Genomic DNA, 16,189 nt, shown 5'->3' with positions numbered 1-16,189 from the left:
CCGCCGACAGCTAACGCCGGTCCTCGTCCTCGGCCGGCACGACGGAGGTGATGCGGTGGATGGCGAACTCCCGGGCCCGGCTGGAGGCCGAGTCGAACGCCACCAGCTGACCGCCGGCCACCGTGATCGGCGATACCACCCGCTGCGTGGCCACTCCGGCGGCGTCGACGTAGTTGATCAGCACCGTCTCGTCCTGCCGAGCGGCCCGCTGCAGCAGCGACATGGCGACCGCCGGGTCGATCCGGACACTGCCGAACGGCGCCGAGGTCACTTTGCGCAGCACCGCCACGACCGCGCTGAGAGTTTCGTTGCTCGGGCGCGCCGTCGGCCGATGCGGGCGGTGGCGCTGCGGCGCGGGAACCCGCGCTCCGCGGGCGCGGATGTCGACGACGGTGCCGGTGGAGTCTTCGGCGGCGGGAGCGAATCCGGCGTCCTGCAGGGCGGCGAGCACTTCGCTGACCGGCGCCTGCGAGATCGCCACGGTCGGTGCCAGCACCCGCAGGCCGAGATGTTCGGCGCCGGCCACGGCCTGGGCCAGCAGCGCTGGATCTTCGCACCGCACGAACGATGCGGCCATCCCGACCCGCAGCTGCCCGTGCCGTCGTGCGACATCGTCGATCATGTATGCCAAGCCTTGCGGCACAGGTGTTTTCGAGTTCCTGTGGAACAAGTTATGCAATTCGTCGGCGGTCTTGCCGATATCGAGGGCGTGCCGGATCGACTGCTCACTGACGCGGTACACCATTGCCGTGCCCGCGGACTCGACGGTGGCCACCGCGGAGAGTTCCTCGGCCAGATGGCGCTGCAGCGGACCGGGCACGACGACGGTCAAGTCGGCCTGCACGAGAAAGTGATCGATCGGCGGGGGCAGCACGCGGGCCATGGCGGCGATCGCATCCCCGTCGTCCGCGCCGTCGATGAACGCTCGGCCCGGCGTGCTGATCGCCCCACGGCCCACCAGCCCGAGCGTTTGCGCTTCTTCCAGCAGATCGGCGACCGGCCCGGGCTGGAGCCGCTTGGACCACCGTGGCCGCCGCCAAATCAACGCGGCCGACGCGGTGTTCTTGTCCACACCGGCGCCGGGCGGCAGCTGGGCCAGCATGTCGAGCAAGAGACGACGGTCCAGCGGGGCCGCCGTAGAGTAGAGCGAATCTGACAGCGCTGCATAGGGTTTGGCCTCAGGGCCGCGGGTCCCGATCAGCGCCGGTCTGGCCGCCAGGTCGAGCCAAGCGGTGGCCAGCAGATGCCAGCGTTCGGCAGTGGTCGCCTCGGTGAACCGGTCGGCGGTCACCGTCGGCGCCCAGTACGGCGGCTCGCCGCCGATCGGTTGCGGATCGGGGACGCCGCTGGCGATCAGACCCGCGGCGGCGGCCAGTTCGAGGATCAACCCGAGCCGGGCCTCGTCGACACCGGTGATTTTGGCCAGCCGCCGAATCTCGCGTACCCCCAGCCCGCCGCTACGTAGCTCGGAAATCGGTGCAGCGCTGAGTGTTTCGAGGAGCACGTCGAGTTCGCGCAGCAGGTCGATGATGGCGCCACCGGCCGCGGCGTCTGCGTCGGCGCGCGTTGTAGTGGACACCACCGGATCTGGTGCGGCCAGGTGCACTGGCCCGGGTTCCTCGCCGCGCAGCACCTGCCCGACGTGGCGCGGCAGGATCACCGTGTCAGCATCGATGCGGCGCAACAGTCCAATCGAGAGTAGTTGCGGCACTGGGCGATCCGCCGGAGCTCCGGGTGCGGCGTCGCGGGTGCGGCCGAGTGGGGAGCCTTCCAGCAGTCGGTCCAGCAGCTCGCGCTGCGGCTCGTCGAGGCCGTCGATCAGCCCGGCGATCTGCTCCGCACTTTGGGAGGCATCTTCCAGGGTCACCTGGCCGACATGCCACGGCAGGCCGGCCCCGGCGTCGGGAGCCAATCGCAGCTCCACATCACCCCAGACCACGGCGCGTTGCTTCAAGTCGTCCAGCGCGTCGAGGACCTCGGCTTCGGGTGCCCGTCCGCCGATCAGCGTGAGCAGCTTGGCGACAGGCACGGACGCGGTGTCGGCCTGCAGTACCAGTAGCGCGTCGATCAGCGACAACCGCAGGAAGTCCAGCTCGTCGCTGGCAGCCTTCAGCGACTGGCGGGCCTGAGCGCGGGCGGCCAGCGCGGCGATGCTGCCCGGTGGCGGCTGGGCGAGGTCGGGCCGCAGCTCCAGCAGACGGATCAGTCGGTCGTCGGGCAGCTCGGCCAGCCATGACCCCAGCGGGATGCCCGGGGTGAGTTCGGTCATTGCTGACCAGCGTAAAGCAGCCAGCTGGGTGGCCCGTTCCAGCCGACGGCGGGCACGTGGGGCCGACGCCCATCGGAGAGCCCACCCGTCACGGTTGCATGAGACCTGTCAGAATGATCCCCGTGGCTGACAAGAAGGCGCAGAAGACGCGGTACGTCGACAACGGCTGGCCAACGACCAACCCCGACGACCACGCGGTGAGCGAACTGGCAACCGATCGGACCGGCGCGCTGTCGCCGTTCGGCGACGTGGTCTTTCCGCTTCCCGCCGACGAGCTGCCCTACGTGCATCCGGTCACTGACGTGAGCCGCTAAGCGGATCACCCGCCGTTTGCGACGTCCTGCCACCGCCTGCTAGGCGAGCGAGGACAGCGCCGGGTTGCCACTCACGCTCTGCGACTGAATGGCTTTCAGCAGGTCGTTGACGTAGCTCGGGTCCACGTTCTGCGGCACGATGGTCCACCGCGCCACAGCATCGGCCTGATGAACGTCCTGCGACCCGTCCGCGGGTGCCTCGACGGCGACGGACTCGGCGTGGATCGGCTCGGCCGGCGGCGCGGGTGGCTCGGGCGGTGGCGGTGCGTCCGCGGGAGCGGGCACGTCAACAGCCACCTCTTGGACAGGTGGGGCCGGGGGAGCAGGCTCCGGCGGTGGCGGCGGTGCGTCGACCGCGGCCGGCTCGGCCGGTGGCGGGGGAGCGGGTGGCTCGGGTGCCGGCGGCGGGGGCAGCGGAGGCTCGACCGCGGCCGGCTCGACCGCGGCCGGCTCGGCGGGTGGCGGGGGAGCGGGTGGCTCGGGTGCCGGCGGCGGGGGGTCAGCCGGCGCCGGGGGCAGCGGAGGCTCGAACGCGGCCGGCTCAGCGGGCGGAGCGGGGTCCGGCGCGGCCGTGCCAGCAAGTACGTTGCGCGGTGTGGCGGCCGACAGGCCCCGTCCGCAAACCGGCCAGGCGCCGCGACCCTGAGTGGCCAGCACCCGCTCGGCGACGGCGATCTGCTGGTCGCGGGTGGCTTGGTTGGCCGCCGAGGCAAACTCGCCGCCACCGTGGGCGGCCCAGGTGCCTTGTGAGAACTGCAGCCCGCCGTGGTAGCCATTGCCGGTGTTGATGCCCCAGTTGCCGCCCGACTCGCAGGCGGCGACGCGATCCCATTCGCTGTCGGGAGCCGCGGCCGCTTGCCCGGCGAGGGCGATGCCACCGCCACCGATTACTGCACCGGTGAAGGCAAGTTTGGCGACGCCGACTGTTGACGTGGTGGGTTTACGGTGACGGCCGCTCATACCCCAGTGATTCCTCTCGAGAAGCGCCTACGAGGTCAGCTGTCGGGTTCGGGCGGAAGAGGTCGCCCGGCCATCGTGTGTCCTAAGGGAAACGCGTTGGCTTCACCCCAAGGAGCCGCGGACGGCTCCAGGTTCGATTTCGGCGGACCGTTGGGTCCCCCGCCTCCATCCATGGGTTGGCGTTGCTCGCCTATTGGATGGAGCTCGGCGCTATAGGCGAGAAGGCTTACCGTGCAGGGAGACTCGGTAAGCCCGCGCACGACGCTAGCTGGTGTTAGCGGCAGAGTCATGTTGGGACGAAACCGGCGTTTCCCATTTTTTTTGCGCGAGAAACGCCAGGTGAGCCGATTGTTTGCGCTGGTTAAACGCTTCGAGATCGGGCCGTTGCCGTGCCGTGATCATTCCGTTATGTGACTGAACTCACAGTACGATTAAGGATTAATCCCTGGTCACGGATTCGGGTGCGCCGCGCCGAAAATCAGCGTGGTACCGCTGCAGAGCCGGCCCATCGCGTCGGGTGATCCACCGGAACGATCTCCTTGCCCAGGGGTACCAGCGACACCGGGATCAGCTTGAGATTGGCCAGCGCCAGCGGAAGGCCGATGATTGTCAGCGCCATCGCCACCGCGCTCATCAGGTGGCCGATCGCGAGCCAAATTCCGCACAGCAGCATCCAGATGACGTTTCCGATCAGGGAGCCGGTGCCGGCGCCGGGCCGCTCGACGATCGTTCGACCGAACGGCCACAGGGCATACGACGCGATGCGCAGCGAGGCGAAGCCGAACGGGATGGTGATGATCAGCAGGAAGCAGATCAGTGCGGCCAGCAAATACCCGAGGGCCAACCACAGGCCACCGAAAAGCAACCAGATGACGTTCAGAATCAGGCGCATTGTCTCCTCCAGCGGTGCCGCCAGCCTACCGAGAAACTTCGGTGCTCAGCGGGCAGCGATCCGAGTAGGATCGATCGTCATCGCGTCCTGCGTAGGCGGGGCGCTTCGTTGTGTAGACCTATCTAGTGATCCGTTAGACAAGCAGGTGAGACCGGTGCCGACTGGCAAGGTGAAGTGGTACGACGCTGAGAAGGGATTCGGATTCCTATCTCAGGAGGACGGCGAGGACGTGTACGTGCGCTCCTCGGCGTTGCCCGCGGGCGTCGAAGGCCTGAAGGCGGGCCAGAAGGTGGAATTCGGCGTTGCCTCCGGGCGGCGCGGGCCGCAGGCATTGAGCCTGAAGTTGATCGACCCGCCGCCCACTCTCACCCGTCCGCGCCGTGAGGGCCCCGCCGAGCACAAGCACAGCCCCGATGAGCTTCATGGCATGGTCGAGGACATGATCACCCTGCTGGAGAGCACCGTGCAGCCCGAGCTGCGTAAGGGCCGCTACCCGGACAAAAAGGTCGCGCGCAGGGTTTCCGAAGTCGTCAAGGCCGTCGCGCGCGAACTGGACGCCTGAGTCGGACCGAACGGGTGTATCGCGCGGCGCGGCGGGGAACAATGGACATCGAATTGTCACCGGAGTCGATTCGAGTGAGGAAGTCCCATGGCGCAGCAGGCACAGGTCACCGAGGAACAAGCGAGAGCGGTCGCGGAGGAGTCCCGCGAAAGCGGTTGGGATAAGCCTTCGCTGGCCAAGGAGTTGTTCCTGGGCCGGTTTCCGCTCGATTTGATTCACCCCTTTCCCCGGCCATCTGACGAAGAGGCCGCTCGGACCGAGGCTTTTCTGACGAAGCTGCGGGAGTTTCTGGGCACGGTCCAGGGAAGCGTGATCGAGCGCGACGCTCAGATTCCTGACGAGTATGTGAAAGGCCTTGCCGAACTGGGTTGCTTCGGCATGAAGATCCCGCCGGAGTATGGCGGGCTGGGTTTGTCGCAGGTCGCCTACAACAGAGCGTTGATGTTGGTGTCGACCGCTCATGCCAGCCTCGGGGCGCTGCTGTCCGCGCACCAGTCAATCGGTGTGCCGGAACCGCTCAAGCTCGCAGGGACTGACGAGCAGAAGCAGAAGTTTTTGCCGCGCTGCGCCGCGGGGGCGATATCGGCGTTTCTGCTCACCGAGCCTGATGTGGGCTCCGACCCGGCACGGTTGGCCTCCACGGCGACGCCGGTCGACGGCGGAGCGGCCTACGAACTCGACGGCGTGAAGCTGTGGACGACCAACGGCGTTGTTGCCGAACTCCTTGTGGTGATGGCCCGGGTGCCTAAGAGTGACGGGCACCGCGGCGGCATCAGTGCGTTCGTCGTCGAAGCCGACTCGCCCGGCATCACCGTCGAGCGGCGCAACAAGTTCATGGGATTGCGCGGCATCGAAAACGGTCTCACCAGGCTGCACCGCGTACGAGTCCCTGCCGAGAACCTGATCGGCCGAGAAGGCGACGGCCTGAAGATCGCGTTGACGACACTGAACGCGGGCCGCCTCGCGATCCCTGCGATCGCGGCGGGCTCCGCCAAGTGGTCGCTGAAAATCGCGCGGGAGTGGGCCGGTGAACGGGTGCAGTGGGGCAAGCCGGTCGGCGAGCACGGCGCGGTGGTGGAGAAGATTTCCTTCATGGCCGCAACGAGTTACGCGCTCGAGTCGGTGCTGGAGCTGTCCGGTCAGATGGCCGACGAAGGCCGCAACGACATCCGGATCGAGGCGGCACTGGCCAAGCTGTGGTCGAGCGAGATGGCCTGCGTGATCGGTGACGAGCTGCTGCAGATCCGCGGCGGGCGTGGCTACGAAACCGCCGAGTCGCTGGCCGCCCGCGGCGAGCGGGCAGTGCCGGTCGAGCAGGTGGTCCGGGACTTGAGGATCAACCGCATCTTCGAAGGCTCCAGCGAGATCATGCGGCTGCTGATCGCCCGCGAGGCTGTCGACGCCCATCTCAGTGCCGCGGGCGACCTCGCGAATCCGAAAGCCGACATCCGCCAGAAGGCGAAGGCGGCCGCCGGCGCGAGCGGGTTCTACGCAAAGTGGTTGCCGCAGTTGGTGTTCGGCGAAGGACAACGGCCGACGGCGTATCGCGAATTCGGCAACTTGGCGACGCATCTGCGTTTCGTCGAGCGCTCGGCACGCAAGCTGGCCCGTAACACCTTCTATGGAATGGCGCGCTGGCAAGCGGCGATGGAGCAAAAGCAGGGATTCCTGGGGCGGGTAGTGGATATCGGCGCTGAGCTGTTCGCGATGGCAGCGGTATGCGTGCGGGCCGAGGCGCAGCGCGTCGACGATCGGGTCCGCGGCGAGCAGTCCTACGAGCTGGCCGAAACGTTTTGTCAGCAAGCCACCCTGCGGGTGGAAGCACTGTTCGAAGCCTTATGGGCCAATACCGACGGCGCTGACGCGCGGCTGGCCGCCAACGTTTTGAAAGGCCGCTACACCTGGCTCGAAGAGGGCATTATCGACCAGTCCGAAGGCACCGGACCGTGGATCGCGCACTGGGAAGCCGGTGCGTCCACCGAATCAGACCTTGCCCGCCGATTCCTGACCGTGGCGCCGACATGATCAGGTCGTAGCCCGCGTCCGAAGGCAACAGTCCTTTTCCCTCGACTCGACAACGCCTGACCGACGGGGGCCGTTATCGAGCACTCGCAACGACTCGCCGGCGCGGCGACGTTTGTCCTCGGTGGAGCCGGTTGTGGCGACGCGCACCGGGATTCCCGACGCCTGTTCGACCCGGTCGGTTGGCGACGCCGCGAAATTTCTCTTCGGAAGCGGTCTCAGGGGCGTCGTCAGAGGAGGCGGCCAGGAACCGGTCCGGCAGAGCCAGTTTGACGATCGTGCGCAGCACCAGTAGGTATTGGCGGGCCAGCGGGCCCGTGGTGTAGGGCAACTCGTACTTCGCGCAGACCGCCTGCACCCGCTCGGCGATCTGGGCGTAGCGGTTACTGGGCAGATCAGGAAAGAGATGATGTTCGATCTGATAACAGAGATTTCCGCTCATGAACGCCATCACCGGCCCGGCACGAAAATTGGCACTACCCAACATTTGTCGCAGATACCACTGCGCTGTGGTCTCATCCTCGAGGGCTTCAGGGGTAAATTTCTCAGCCCCGTCAGCGAAGTGACCGCAGCAGATCACCGCGTATGCCCACAGGTTTCGCAGCACGTTGGCTACGACGTTCCCGAAAAGGACCCGACGCCAACGCCGCCCGGCGAGTGCGGGAAACAACAGGAAATCTTTGCTTATCTGGCGAGTGATTTTGCGGCGCAGAGCTCGCGTGTGGGTAGATCTTTCGGCGGCGGTGCCCGCGCGATCTTGTTCGGAGTACAGACCGTGCAGCGCGATTCCCCATTCAAACATAAGTGCCAGCAATAGATGTCGCAGCGGCTGCACCAGATTGCTGGGTCTCCACGGTTGGTCGCGGGTGACCCGCATGACGCCGTAACCGAGGTCGTCGTCCACGCTGACAACGTTGGTGAACATGTGGTGGCGGTAGTTGTGGGAGTACCTCCACTGCGAGGACAGCCCTGCCATGTCCCACTCCCAGGTGGTGGAGTGGATTTCGGGATCGTTCATCCAATCCCATTGACCGTGGCCGATATTGTGGCCCAGCTCCATGTTCTCGATGCTCTTGGCCGCGGCCAGGGCACAGGTTCCGAGCGCCCACCCGGTCCGGGTTCGGCTGACGCCGATCACGATACGGGCGCCCAGATCGAGGCAGCGTTGCACCGCGATGGTGCGCTGGATATACGTTCGGTCGTTCGCGCCAAGCGAATCCTCGATATCGCGACGGATCGCGTCCAATTCGACGGCAAGTGCTTCGACATCCGCGGCGCCCAGGTGAGCGTATTCACTTACGTCTGTGATGGCCATCAGTTTCCCACTGGACGATCGACGGCGTGCCGCGCGGGGAATGGTTTTGTGGTTGGCGCCGGCGTGCCGGTGACAGTCCACTTCGGACGCGTTCGCATCGTAAACTTTCTAGCGAAGATCACTGAGGTGCCCGTGGCGAGCGGTCGCTCTCTACGCTGTCGCTGCAGGGGACGGCGTTGTCGGGCTGGCTGGGCTGTCAACCACGGCTAGTCTACCGACGGTTGGCGCCCGGACTTGGGTCATGAGCGGGTTGTCGCCCGATTCCGCAATATCCAGCACCTGAGCGCGGATGTCGGTCGTCGGATCGCTATCTGCCGTCAGTCAGGGCCGAAGGATGATCTTCACCGCGCCGTCATGCTTCTTCTGGAAGATGTCGTAGGCGCGCGGTGCCTCGGCCAGCGGGAGGGTGTGGGTGGCGAAGCTGTCGACGCCTAGCGGGTCGTCGTCTGTCAACAGCGGCATGATGTCGTCTACCCATTTTTTCACGTTGGCCTGACCCATGCGCACCTGGACCTGCTTGTCGAACAGGGTGAGCAATGGCAGCGGGTCGGCCATCCCGCCGTATACGCCGATCAGAGAGATAGTGCCCCCTCGGCGCACGATGTCGATCGCGGAGTACAACGCGTCAAGGCGATCCACGCTGGCCTTCTGCATCATCGGCTTGGCCAATGTGTCAGGCAGCAGGCCGGTGATTTGTTGAGCCAGTTTGGCCACCGGTGATCCGTGCGCCTCCATCCCGACGGCGTCGATCACCGAGTCGGTGCCGCGACCGTTGGTGAGATCGCGGATCAAATCGGCCAGCTTGTCGCCCGCATCCTCCAGATCGATCGTCCGGATACCGCGGGCCTCGGCTCGGGCCAGTCGTTCCGGGATCCGGTCCACCGCGATGACCTCGTAGCCGAGGTGAGCGGCGATACGCGCGGCCATGTCGCCGATCGGCCCGAGCCCGAGCACGGTCACCGAGCCGCCGGCGGGGATAGCGGCGTAGGAGACGGCCTGCCAAGCGGTCGGCAACACGTCCGACAAATAGACATAGCGGGAATCGGGTGGTCCCACCGGCACCTTGATGTGGGTGAACTGCGCCTGCGGCACCCGAAGCAGTTCGGCCTGCCCGCCGGGAACCTCGCCGTACAGTTCGGAGTAGCCGAACAGCGCGGCGCCCATCCCTTGGTCGCGAACCTGCGTGGTCTCGCACTGCGTGTAGAGCTGCAGGTCGCACATATAGCAACTGCCGCAAGAGATTTGGAACGGGATCACCACCCGGTCTCCGACCGCCAGGTTGGTGATGTCGCGACCCACCTCGCGCACGATTCCCATCGGTTCGTGGCCCAGGACGTCACCGGGATTCATGAAGGCGCCGAGCACTTCGTAGAGATGGAGGTCGGACCCGCAGATGTTGGTCGACGTGATTTCGATGATCGCGTCCGTGGGCTCTTCGATTACCGGGTCGGGCACACTCTCCACCCTGACGTCGCGCTTTCCATGCCAGGTAACTGCCTTCATATGCATTGCCTCCTCGAGCGCTCAAAGCGCGCTGCCGAGCCTCGGCGTTCGCGCGAACGGCCGCCGATACCGGCGCGCGAGAAGCGAGAAGTCTCAGACCTCATCGTGGTACCCCGCTGGATATCCCCCAAACGCATTTGCGCCTGTTCCATCTGGGCACTCGCCGGAATTCGTAAAAGCCCGGACCATTCGGGCACCAGAGCGCGGGCGTTTCCCCATGGTGCTGCCGGGGTATCAGCCAGCGGGTGACGTCTTTATGGCTAAGTGACCGAGCCGAACAGCCTTGGGCTGTAAGCGAGCTTGACGACAGCACCCGCAGCGCCGATGTCATTGTGGTGGGCGCTGGGATCACCGGACTGATCACCGCAGTTCTGTTGGCGCGCGCCGGTAAGGACGTGCTGGTGTTGGAAGCCCGCACGGTCGGCGCCTGCGCCACCGGAAACACCACCGCCAAGATCAGTCTGCTGCAGGGCAGCCACCTTTCGAAGATCTTGTCCAAGCACGGCAAGGGGGTGACCCGTGCTTACGTGGACGGCAATCGTGAAGGTCAAAGTTGGCTATTGAATCACTGCGAGACTCATGGCGTGGCGGTGCAGCGTGAGGACGCGTACACCTACGCACAATCCAGCAAGGGCGTCGCGTCGGCGCGGGCTGAGCTAAAGGCGTGCCAGGCGGTAGGGCTGCCCGCCACGTGGGAGGACGACGCCAAGGTTCCGTTTGCGTACCACGGCGGCGTGCGCCTAGCCGAGCAGGCGCAGTTCGATCCAATGTCATTCTTGGACGCGTTGGCCGTCGAACTACTCCGCAACGGCGGACGGTTGGTCGAACACACGCGTGTACGGCGAGTCTCCGGCCACGGTAAGAGCTTGCGTGTCCACGTCAACGACGCCGCGCAGCGGGAGGTGGAACTTTCAGCCGCACAATTGGTGCTGGCCACTGGGATTCCGATCCTCGATCGCGGCGGTTACTTCGCGCGTGTCAAGCCAAGCCGATCCTACTGCTTCGCGTTCAAAGTCCCCGGCGACATCACCCGGCCGATGATGATTTCGACCGACTCACCCACGCGTTCTGTGCGCTACGCACCCGTCGCCGACGGAGAGCGGCTGATCGTGGGTGGCGCCGGCCACACCGTCGGTCGCGAAAAAAGCCCGTCCAAAGCGCTCGACGAGCTGTCGTCTTGGACGCGCAAGCACTACCCGGGCGCCGAGCAAACTCATTTCTGGTCCGCGCAGGATTACACGCCGATCGACGACCTGCCGTACGTCGGCCCAATCTTGCCGGGTAACGAAAACATTCTTGTCGCAACGGGTTTCAACAAGTGGGGAATGACCAACGGCGCTGCCGCAGCGTTGGCGTTGTCAAGCCGCCTGCTGGGTGGGCGGATGGACTGGTCGAGTGCATTCGCCAGCTGGAGCCCGCACGAACTTCTAGGACTGCGAACGGCCGTGCAATCCAATCTTCAGGTCGGATTCAATTTGACCAAGGGCTGGATTACCCCGTCGGTTCGCACGAGCCGTCGCAGCCCCACCGAGGACGAGGGCGGCGTAGTGAGCGGGCCGCCTTGGCATCTCGAAGCCAGGTGTCGGGTCGCCGGTGTCGAGCACCGTGTCTCGCCGGTATGCCCGCACCTGGGGGGAATCGTGAACTGGAACGACGCCGACCAGGCCTGGGAATGCCCACTGCACGGCTCACGCTTCGCCCCGGATGGCACGCTCCTCGAAGGGCCGGCTACGCGTGATTTAACCGCGTCGGACTGAAGCAGGCGACAATTCGACGCGTCGGCGCTACTCGACGTCGTCGGGGTCGTTTTGTTCGGCGATCATTGCCAACCGCCAGGTGCACTCCCGGTTGCGCGGCGCAACCCCCAATAACTGCACACTGTCCGGCACCCATCGCAGCGGAATGCTGGTGGCCAGCTCGCTCATCTCGACGCGGCACCCGCCACTCTGAAGATCACTCAGCCGCAGCGTGATTCGCGCCGTCGCCGCCGGCCTCACCTTCGCCAGCAGGACAAGCTCCTCACCTGGTGTACAGCTCTGCACAACAGTCTCGTCGTCAATGACTGCCGGCCACGTTCCGATGGAATGCAAAATGCGAGCGCCGGGTGCCGGCCAAGACGAGTCCACCGCCCGGATCCGACTGTTGCCGACCACCCAGCCCGAGTACGTCCAGCCGTTCGCCAACACGTCCCAGACTCGCTGACGGCTGGCGGAGATGTCTCGTGTCACGGTCATAGGTAGACCTCTCGTTCGGAGTGAGAAATGCGGGCTGATGCGGGTGAGCTAGGGCGTTTTGCTGACCTTGGCACGTTATTTCGAAGCCGTCTCGAGCTGCTCTTGGGTCGCCTTCAGCAGCTTCGACCAGGCGTCCTTGAATTTCTGGACGCCCTCGTTTTCCAGCGTAGAGAACACGTCACGCACGTCGATGCCGATCGCGTCGAGGGCGTCGAATACCGTCTGCGCCGCCTCGGACGTCCCGGTCACGGTGTCACCGGTGATTGTCCCGTGGTCGGCGACCGCGTCAATTGTTGCCTCAGGCATGGTGTTTACCGTGTGCGGGGCAACGAGTTCGGTGACGTAAAGGGTGTCGGAATAATCAGGATTCTTGACTCCCGTCGATGCCCATAGTGGGCGCTGCACCCGAGCCCCATCGGCCTTGAGTGCCGTGTAGCGGTCGCCACGGCCGAACACTTCTTGATATGCGGCGTAAGCCAATCGGGCGTTCGCCACCCCAGCGCGCCCGCGCAGAGCAGCAGCCTCGTCCGTACCGATCGCGTCGAGGCGGTGGTCGATTTCGGTGTCCACTCGCGAGACGAAAAACGATGCGACGGAGTGAATCGTGGATAGATCGTGTCCTGCGGCCTTCGCGGTTTCCAGACCGGCCAGGTAGGCGTCCATCACCAGCCTGTGCCGCTCGACGGAGAAGATCAGCGTCACATTCACCGATATGCCTTGGCCGATCACTTCGCTGATCGCCGGCAAGCCATCTTCCATCGCAGGAATCTTGATCAGCAGGTTGGGCCGGTCGACGATCTTCCACAGCTCGACAGCCTGCGCAGCCGTCTTGTCGGCGTCATGCGCCAAGCGCGGATCGACCTCGATGGAGACTCGACCGTCGACACCGTCCGAAGCCTCCCATTGCGGCGTGAGCAGGTCGCATGCCGCACGGACGTCATCAGTGGTCACCGCCCGGATCGCGGCCTCGACATCGGTGTCCTGCTTGGCCAATTCGGCGATCTGAGCGTCATAGGCGTGGCCCTGCGACAGGGCGGCCTGAAAGATCGACGGATTGGTGGTGACGCCGACGACGCTTCGCGTGTGGATCAAGTCGTGCAGGTTGCCGGATTCCAGTCGGCCTCGGGACAGGTCGTCGAGCCATACCGACACCCCGGATGCAGACAGCGCGGCGAGGTTGGGATTTTGAGCCATGAGTTCATGCCTTCCATGAGCCGCCGCCTGAGAATTGTTTGGACGGCGTCCGGATGTTGATGATCCAGCGACAGCCAGAAGGGTTGCGTTCCATGGCTTCTAGCTGTCGCTGGCTGTAGCACGATGCCGGTTTGGTGTTAGTTGCGCGCTCGGCGCGCGAAGGTGTTGGCAACTCCGGTGAGAACCTGCCCGGGACGTTGCTGTTCACCCTGTTGGGCACCCAGGATCACAATGGTGCCGGTGAGCACTGGCAGCACCCACTGCAAGTAACGCAATCGGTGTTGCGCGGCGGCGACATCGTCCGGGGTCGAGGCCGACGGTTCGGTCGCACCGGCCGCCGCATGTCCATCGCCCTGAGCGGTTTTTGCACCGAGAACGCCGCTGTAAGCCGTTGCGCCCAATGCAGCACCCGTAAGCAGGATCTTGGCCACAGTGTTGCCGGTGACGCCAGACTGGTGCTTGGCGCGGTGCCGGTTGGCGTAAAGCACGCTCCCGCCCCCGATCAGGTGCATGCCGATGGCGACCGCACTGACCGGGGCCCATTTCGCCCATCCCGCCGCGGCCACCCGGGCCCGGTCCTTGGAGTCGCGGACGGCGTCGGCGGAGCCGTTCACACCGACCGCCCCCATTAACGAGCCGCCGAACCAGGCAGCGGCGCCAAGATCGTGAAGAGAGCGCACAACAGTATTGCGAGATGACATCTTGAAGTTCCTTTGAATGGTAAGAGGCCGGAAGCCGGATCGGCTGTTTCGATCGCGACACGGGGAAGTGTGGCTATAGCAGCTCTACGGTTCGAACGAACTGCTACAGCATGGAATACACCACTTTGGGCTTCCTGAAACCCCCGGCTGGCTATCCCTGCCGTATGAACGGACTTCACAGCCGCAGTAGCCTGAGGCCCCGAGCTGATACCGGCAAACCCGCCGGATCGCCCCGTTAGGTAGGGCACCCTGCACGTTGGAAACGTTTAGCCAGCGCGCGGATGGGTAAACCCGTTCTGCGACGCGCAGGTCTTAGCCGCGTCGCACTTCACCGGACAAACTACAGCAGCTGGTTCGACGACCATCTCCGGTTTCCCGTTTGCGATCTTCATCAATGCCGCCTGGGAGGCGCCATGTTCGTGCACAACAAAAGTCTTCAGTTCGAGGTCCGAGTAACCCAGCCTGATCCGCGATTCGCGTCGCTGATGCTAGAGCAGTTCGGCGGGGCCAACGGCGAACTCACCGCTGCCTTGCAGTACTTCACCCAGGCATTCGTGCTGCGGGAGAAGAACCCCAAGATGTACGACCTCTTCATGGATATCGCCACTGAGGAACTCAGCCATCTCGAGATGGTTGGCTCGATGATCACGATGCTGCTGGACGGCCTCAATGACGATCTCAAAATGGCTAGCCAGAAATGCGACTGGATGCCGGCGGTGGCCACACCGGACGGTCGCGAACAAGCGATCCATCAGGTCGCGGTCAGCCCACTGTTCTTGACGCTCAGTGGTGGTGGACCCGACATCAAGGACTCGGCCGGCAACCCCTGGACAAGCACCTTTATCAGCGCGAACGGCGACCCGGCCGTGGATCTGCGCAGTAACCTCGCGGCAGAGTCCCGAGCGAAAGTCGTTTACGAGTACCTCAAGCAATTCACCGACGACCCCAGCGTGCAGGATTCGTTGACATTCTTGATGACTCGCGAGGTGGCGCACTACCAGCAGTTCACCGCCGCCCTTAACGATCTTCCGGTGAACTTCCCTCCCGGCAAGCTGCCCGGCGACCCTCGATTCCAGAATGTCGCGTTCAATATGTCCAACGGGGGAGACACCGTGCGCGGACCCTGGAATAAGGGCCAAGGCCCATGGCCAGAGGGCATGGAGTGGGAGTACATCGAGAAACCCGAACAACAATGGCTAGGCACCGATATCAGCCAAAACAAGGGCGCCGAGCAGAACCCGACGGGTTCACCCGATGTCGCGGGCGATAAGGCTTTCACTCACGAACAGCACCTTCCCACAACATAACTGACAAAAGCATGATGGCCGGCGCCGTTTCGGGCGCCGGCCATCTGCTGTCTATCAGTGGATCTGCGGGTCCGGTGGGTTGTCGGCTACGCGACCGGTGAAGGCGTCGCGCACGTGATCGATTGTCGCAGCGACCATCCCCGTTGTCTTGAGCGCCGCGGGGGTAGGCGGAGTACCGGGGTGCGGGCGGGTAGGCGCGATCTTCTTGGCGCGCTCGAGTTTTTCACCGAGCTCAATTAGCTCCTCACGGCTCGCGGCGGCTTCGAACCGTGGAAACACGACATCCTGCTCGTAAGCGATGTGTTCGCGCCCGACCTTGACGAATTCCTGCAGGGCGTCATGGTATTCGGCTTGACCAGGCTTGCTGTTGGCCAGCTGCTGCAAGAGCAACTTGCCCTGCTGTTCCTGCGCAATCGCTTCGTCCGCGAGCGCATCTCCGTCTTCGAGCGCCGCGCGGACGGCGGGCCAGAAGTGCTGTTCCTCGATGGCTTCGTGTTGCGACTCGGCGATGACCAGATTAGTCACCATCGTTTCCAAGCCGCTCACCTGGGCGCCTGAGCCCGACGGAGCCTCGTCGAGCACCTCCAACATGCCCAACACGCTCTTGTGGTCCTGACGAAGAAAAGCCAACGCGTCCATGCTATTTCCCTTTCATAGATTAGTGATCAGCCCCCGCCAGCGTGAAGCGCTGACGGGGGCTGATTTACAGCGAGGCAGATGCTAGACGCGCCCGCGAGTGGCCGTGGGTCCCGCGTCGACGCTGGCGTCGCGCGTGTTACGCCGTTTCAGTCCGGCCAGTCCAAACAACCCAAGCAGACCGAACATGCCCCACTTGCCGCTGTTGTCGCTGTGTTGATCGGTGTTGGTATTGCCGTTGTCCGCCAAGGTCGTTGTCGTCGACGATGGCGCCGGCGCA

At 64.8% G+C, this 16,189-nt stretch carries 15 protein-coding genes and 1 riboswitch; of the genes, 5 read left to right on the top strand and 10 right to left on the bottom strand.

Annotated elements, in window-relative coordinates:
• Positions 1-10 precede the first annotated feature (10 nt).
• Complete coding sequence (locus VGH54_RS17740; RefSeq protein ID WP_331513386.1) at positions 11-2,269, bottom strand: helicase-associated domain-containing protein; 2,259 nt, start codon at positions 2,267-2,269, stop codon at positions 11-13.
• A gap of 113 nt (positions 2,270-2,382) precedes the next feature.
• Here VGH54_RS17740 and VGH54_RS17735 point away from each other — a divergent pair, with 113 nt between their 5' ends.
• Entirely contained in the window at positions 2,383-2,583 is a 201-nt protein-coding gene (locus tag VGH54_RS17735) for a hypothetical protein (RefSeq protein WP_331513385.1), read from the top strand.
• A 39-nt stretch (positions 2,584-2,622) separates the two neighbouring features.
• Here VGH54_RS17735 and VGH54_RS17730 read toward each other — a convergent pair whose 3' ends face one another.
• On the bottom strand, positions 2,623-3,543 hold the full coding sequence (locus VGH54_RS17730; RefSeq protein WP_331513384.1) for a transglycosylase family protein: 921 nt from the start codon (positions 3,541-3,543) through the stop codon (positions 2,623-2,625).
• A gap of 8 nt (positions 3,544-3,551) precedes the next feature.
• A riboswitch (cyclic di-AMP (ydaO/yuaA leader) is annotated at positions 3,552-3,735 on the bottom strand.
• 286 nt (positions 3,736-4,021) lie between these two features.
• On the bottom strand, positions 4,022-4,435 hold the full coding sequence (locus VGH54_RS17725) for a YccF domain-containing protein (RefSeq protein WP_331513383.1): 414 nt from the start codon (positions 4,433-4,435) through the stop codon (positions 4,022-4,024).
• 154 nt (positions 4,436-4,589) lie between these two features.
• On the opposite strand from VGH54_RS17725, the gene VGH54_RS17720 reads away from it, so the two are divergent.
• Positions 4,590-4,997, top strand: coding sequence for a cold-shock protein (locus VGH54_RS17720; RefSeq protein WP_331513382.1), 408 nt, complete (start codon positions 4,590-4,592; stop codon positions 4,995-4,997).
• Between the two features lie 87 nt (positions 4,998-5,084).
• Positions 5,085-7,022: an acyl-CoA dehydrogenase family protein gene (locus VGH54_RS17715; protein WP_331513381.1), complete on the top strand. Its 1,938-nt coding sequence runs from the start codon at positions 5,085-5,087 to the stop codon at positions 7,020-7,022.
• Between the two features lie 73 nt (positions 7,023-7,095).
• Here the strand turns inward: VGH54_RS17715 and VGH54_RS17710 are convergent, their stop codons facing one another.
• Both VGH54_RS17710 and VGH54_RS17705 read right to left on the bottom strand, forming a co-directional pair.
• The gene (locus VGH54_RS17710; RefSeq protein ID WP_331513380.1) at positions 7,096-8,334 is read right to left on the bottom strand and encodes a fatty acid desaturase family protein; all 1,239 of its coding nucleotides are present in this window, start codon (positions 8,332-8,334) and stop codon (positions 7,096-7,098) included.
• A gap of 321 nt (positions 8,335-8,655) precedes the next feature.
• The gene (locus VGH54_RS17705; RefSeq protein WP_331513379.1) at positions 8,656-9,837 is read right to left on the bottom strand and encodes a zinc-dependent alcohol dehydrogenase; all 1,182 of its coding nucleotides are present in this window, start codon (positions 9,835-9,837) and stop codon (positions 8,656-8,658) included.
• Positions 9,838-10,082: 245 nt separating this feature from the next.
• On the opposite strand from VGH54_RS17705, the gene VGH54_RS17700 reads away from it, so the two are divergent.
• Complete coding sequence (locus VGH54_RS17700; protein WP_331513378.1) at positions 10,083-11,594, top strand: FAD-dependent oxidoreductase; 1,512 nt, start codon at positions 10,083-10,085, stop codon at positions 11,592-11,594.
• Positions 11,595-11,621: 27 nt separating this feature from the next.
• Here VGH54_RS17700 and VGH54_RS17695 read toward each other — a convergent pair whose 3' ends face one another.
• From VGH54_RS17695 to VGH54_RS17685, 3 genes are all read right to left on the bottom strand, one after another.
• On the bottom strand, positions 11,622-12,071 hold the full coding sequence (locus VGH54_RS17695) for an SRPBCC family protein (RefSeq protein WP_331513377.1): 450 nt from the start codon (positions 12,069-12,071) through the stop codon (positions 11,622-11,624).
• A 75-nt stretch (positions 12,072-12,146) separates the two neighbouring features.
• The gene (gene tal, locus VGH54_RS17690) at positions 12,147-13,265 is read right to left on the bottom strand and encodes a transaldolase (protein ID WP_331513376.1); all 1,119 of its coding nucleotides are present in this window, start codon (positions 13,263-13,265) and stop codon (positions 12,147-12,149) included.
• A gap of 137 nt (positions 13,266-13,402) precedes the next feature.
• Positions 13,403-13,966, bottom strand: a complete 564-nt coding sequence (locus VGH54_RS17685; protein WP_331513375.1) for a hypothetical protein — start codon at positions 13,964-13,966, stop codon at positions 13,403-13,405.
• Positions 13,967-14,379: 413 nt separating this feature from the next.
• On the opposite strand from VGH54_RS17685, the gene VGH54_RS17680 reads away from it, so the two are divergent.
• Positions 14,380-15,273, top strand: coding sequence for a manganese catalase family protein (locus VGH54_RS17680; protein WP_331513374.1), 894 nt, complete (start codon positions 14,380-14,382; stop codon positions 15,271-15,273).
• Between the two features lie 54 nt (positions 15,274-15,327).
• Here the strand turns inward: VGH54_RS17680 and VGH54_RS17675 are convergent, their stop codons facing one another.
• Together VGH54_RS17675 and VGH54_RS17670 are read right to left on the bottom strand one after the other, a co-directional pair.
• Positions 15,328-15,912, bottom strand: a complete 585-nt coding sequence (locus VGH54_RS17675) for a hemerythrin domain-containing protein (protein ID WP_331513373.1) — start codon at positions 15,910-15,912, stop codon at positions 15,328-15,330.
• An 81-nt stretch (positions 15,913-15,993) separates the two neighbouring features.
• Positions 15,994-16,189, bottom strand: a 196-nt coding sequence (locus VGH54_RS17670; RefSeq protein WP_331513372.1) for a WGxxGxxG family protein, incomplete at its 5' end; no start/stop codon positions are given.

Source organism: Mycobacterium sp., from assembly GCF_036488105.1.
Taxonomy (GTDB): domain Bacteria; phylum Actinomycetota; class Actinomycetes; order Mycobacteriales; family Mycobacteriaceae; genus Mycobacterium.
This window is presented reverse-complemented; position numbering and strand designations above follow the sequence as displayed.

Excerpts from the sequence above, each read along its gene's own strand:
- VGH54_RS17680 (WP_331513374.1), top strand. The coding sequence starts at position 14,380 with ATGTTCGTGCACAACAAAAGTCTTCAGTTCGAGGTCCGAGTAACCCAG.
- VGH54_RS17715 (WP_331513381.1), top strand. The coding sequence starts at position 5,085 with ATGGCGCAGCAGGCACAGGTCACCGAGGAACAAGCGAGAGCGGTCGCG.
- VGH54_RS17740 (WP_331513386.1), bottom strand. The coding sequence starts at position 2,269 with ATGACCGAACTCACCCCGGGCATCCCGCTGGGGTCATGGCTGGCCGAG.
- VGH54_RS17725 (WP_331513383.1), bottom strand. The coding sequence starts at position 4,435 with ATGCGCCTGATTCTGAACGTCATCTGGTTGCTTTTCGGTGGCCTGTGG.
- tal (WP_331513376.1), bottom strand. The coding sequence starts at position 13,265 with ATGGCTCAAAATCCCAACCTCGCCGCGCTGTCTGCATCCGGGGTGTCG.
- VGH54_RS17710 (WP_331513380.1), bottom strand. The coding sequence starts at position 8,334 with ATGGCCATCACAGACGTAAGTGAATACGCTCACCTGGGCGCCGCGGAT.
- VGH54_RS17730 (WP_331513384.1), bottom strand. The coding sequence starts at position 3,543 with ATGAGCGGCCGTCACCGTAAACCCACCACGTCAACAGTCGGCGTCGCC.
- VGH54_RS17735 (WP_331513385.1), top strand. The coding sequence starts at position 2,383 with ATGATCCCCGTGGCTGACAAGAAGGCGCAGAAGACGCGGTACGTCGAC.
- VGH54_RS17695 (WP_331513377.1), bottom strand. The coding sequence starts at position 12,071 with ATGACCGTGACACGAGACATCTCCGCCAGCCGTCAGCGAGTCTGGGAC.
- VGH54_RS17705 (WP_331513379.1), bottom strand. The coding sequence starts at position 9,837 with ATGAAGGCAGTTACCTGGCATGGAAAGCGCGACGTCAGGGTGGAGAGT.
- VGH54_RS17685 (WP_331513375.1), bottom strand. The coding sequence starts at position 13,966 with ATGTCATCTCGCAATACTGTTGTGCGCTCTCTTCACGATCTTGGCGCC.
- VGH54_RS17675 (WP_331513373.1), bottom strand. The coding sequence starts at position 15,912 with ATGGACGCGTTGGCTTTTCTTCGTCAGGACCACAAGAGCGTGTTGGGC.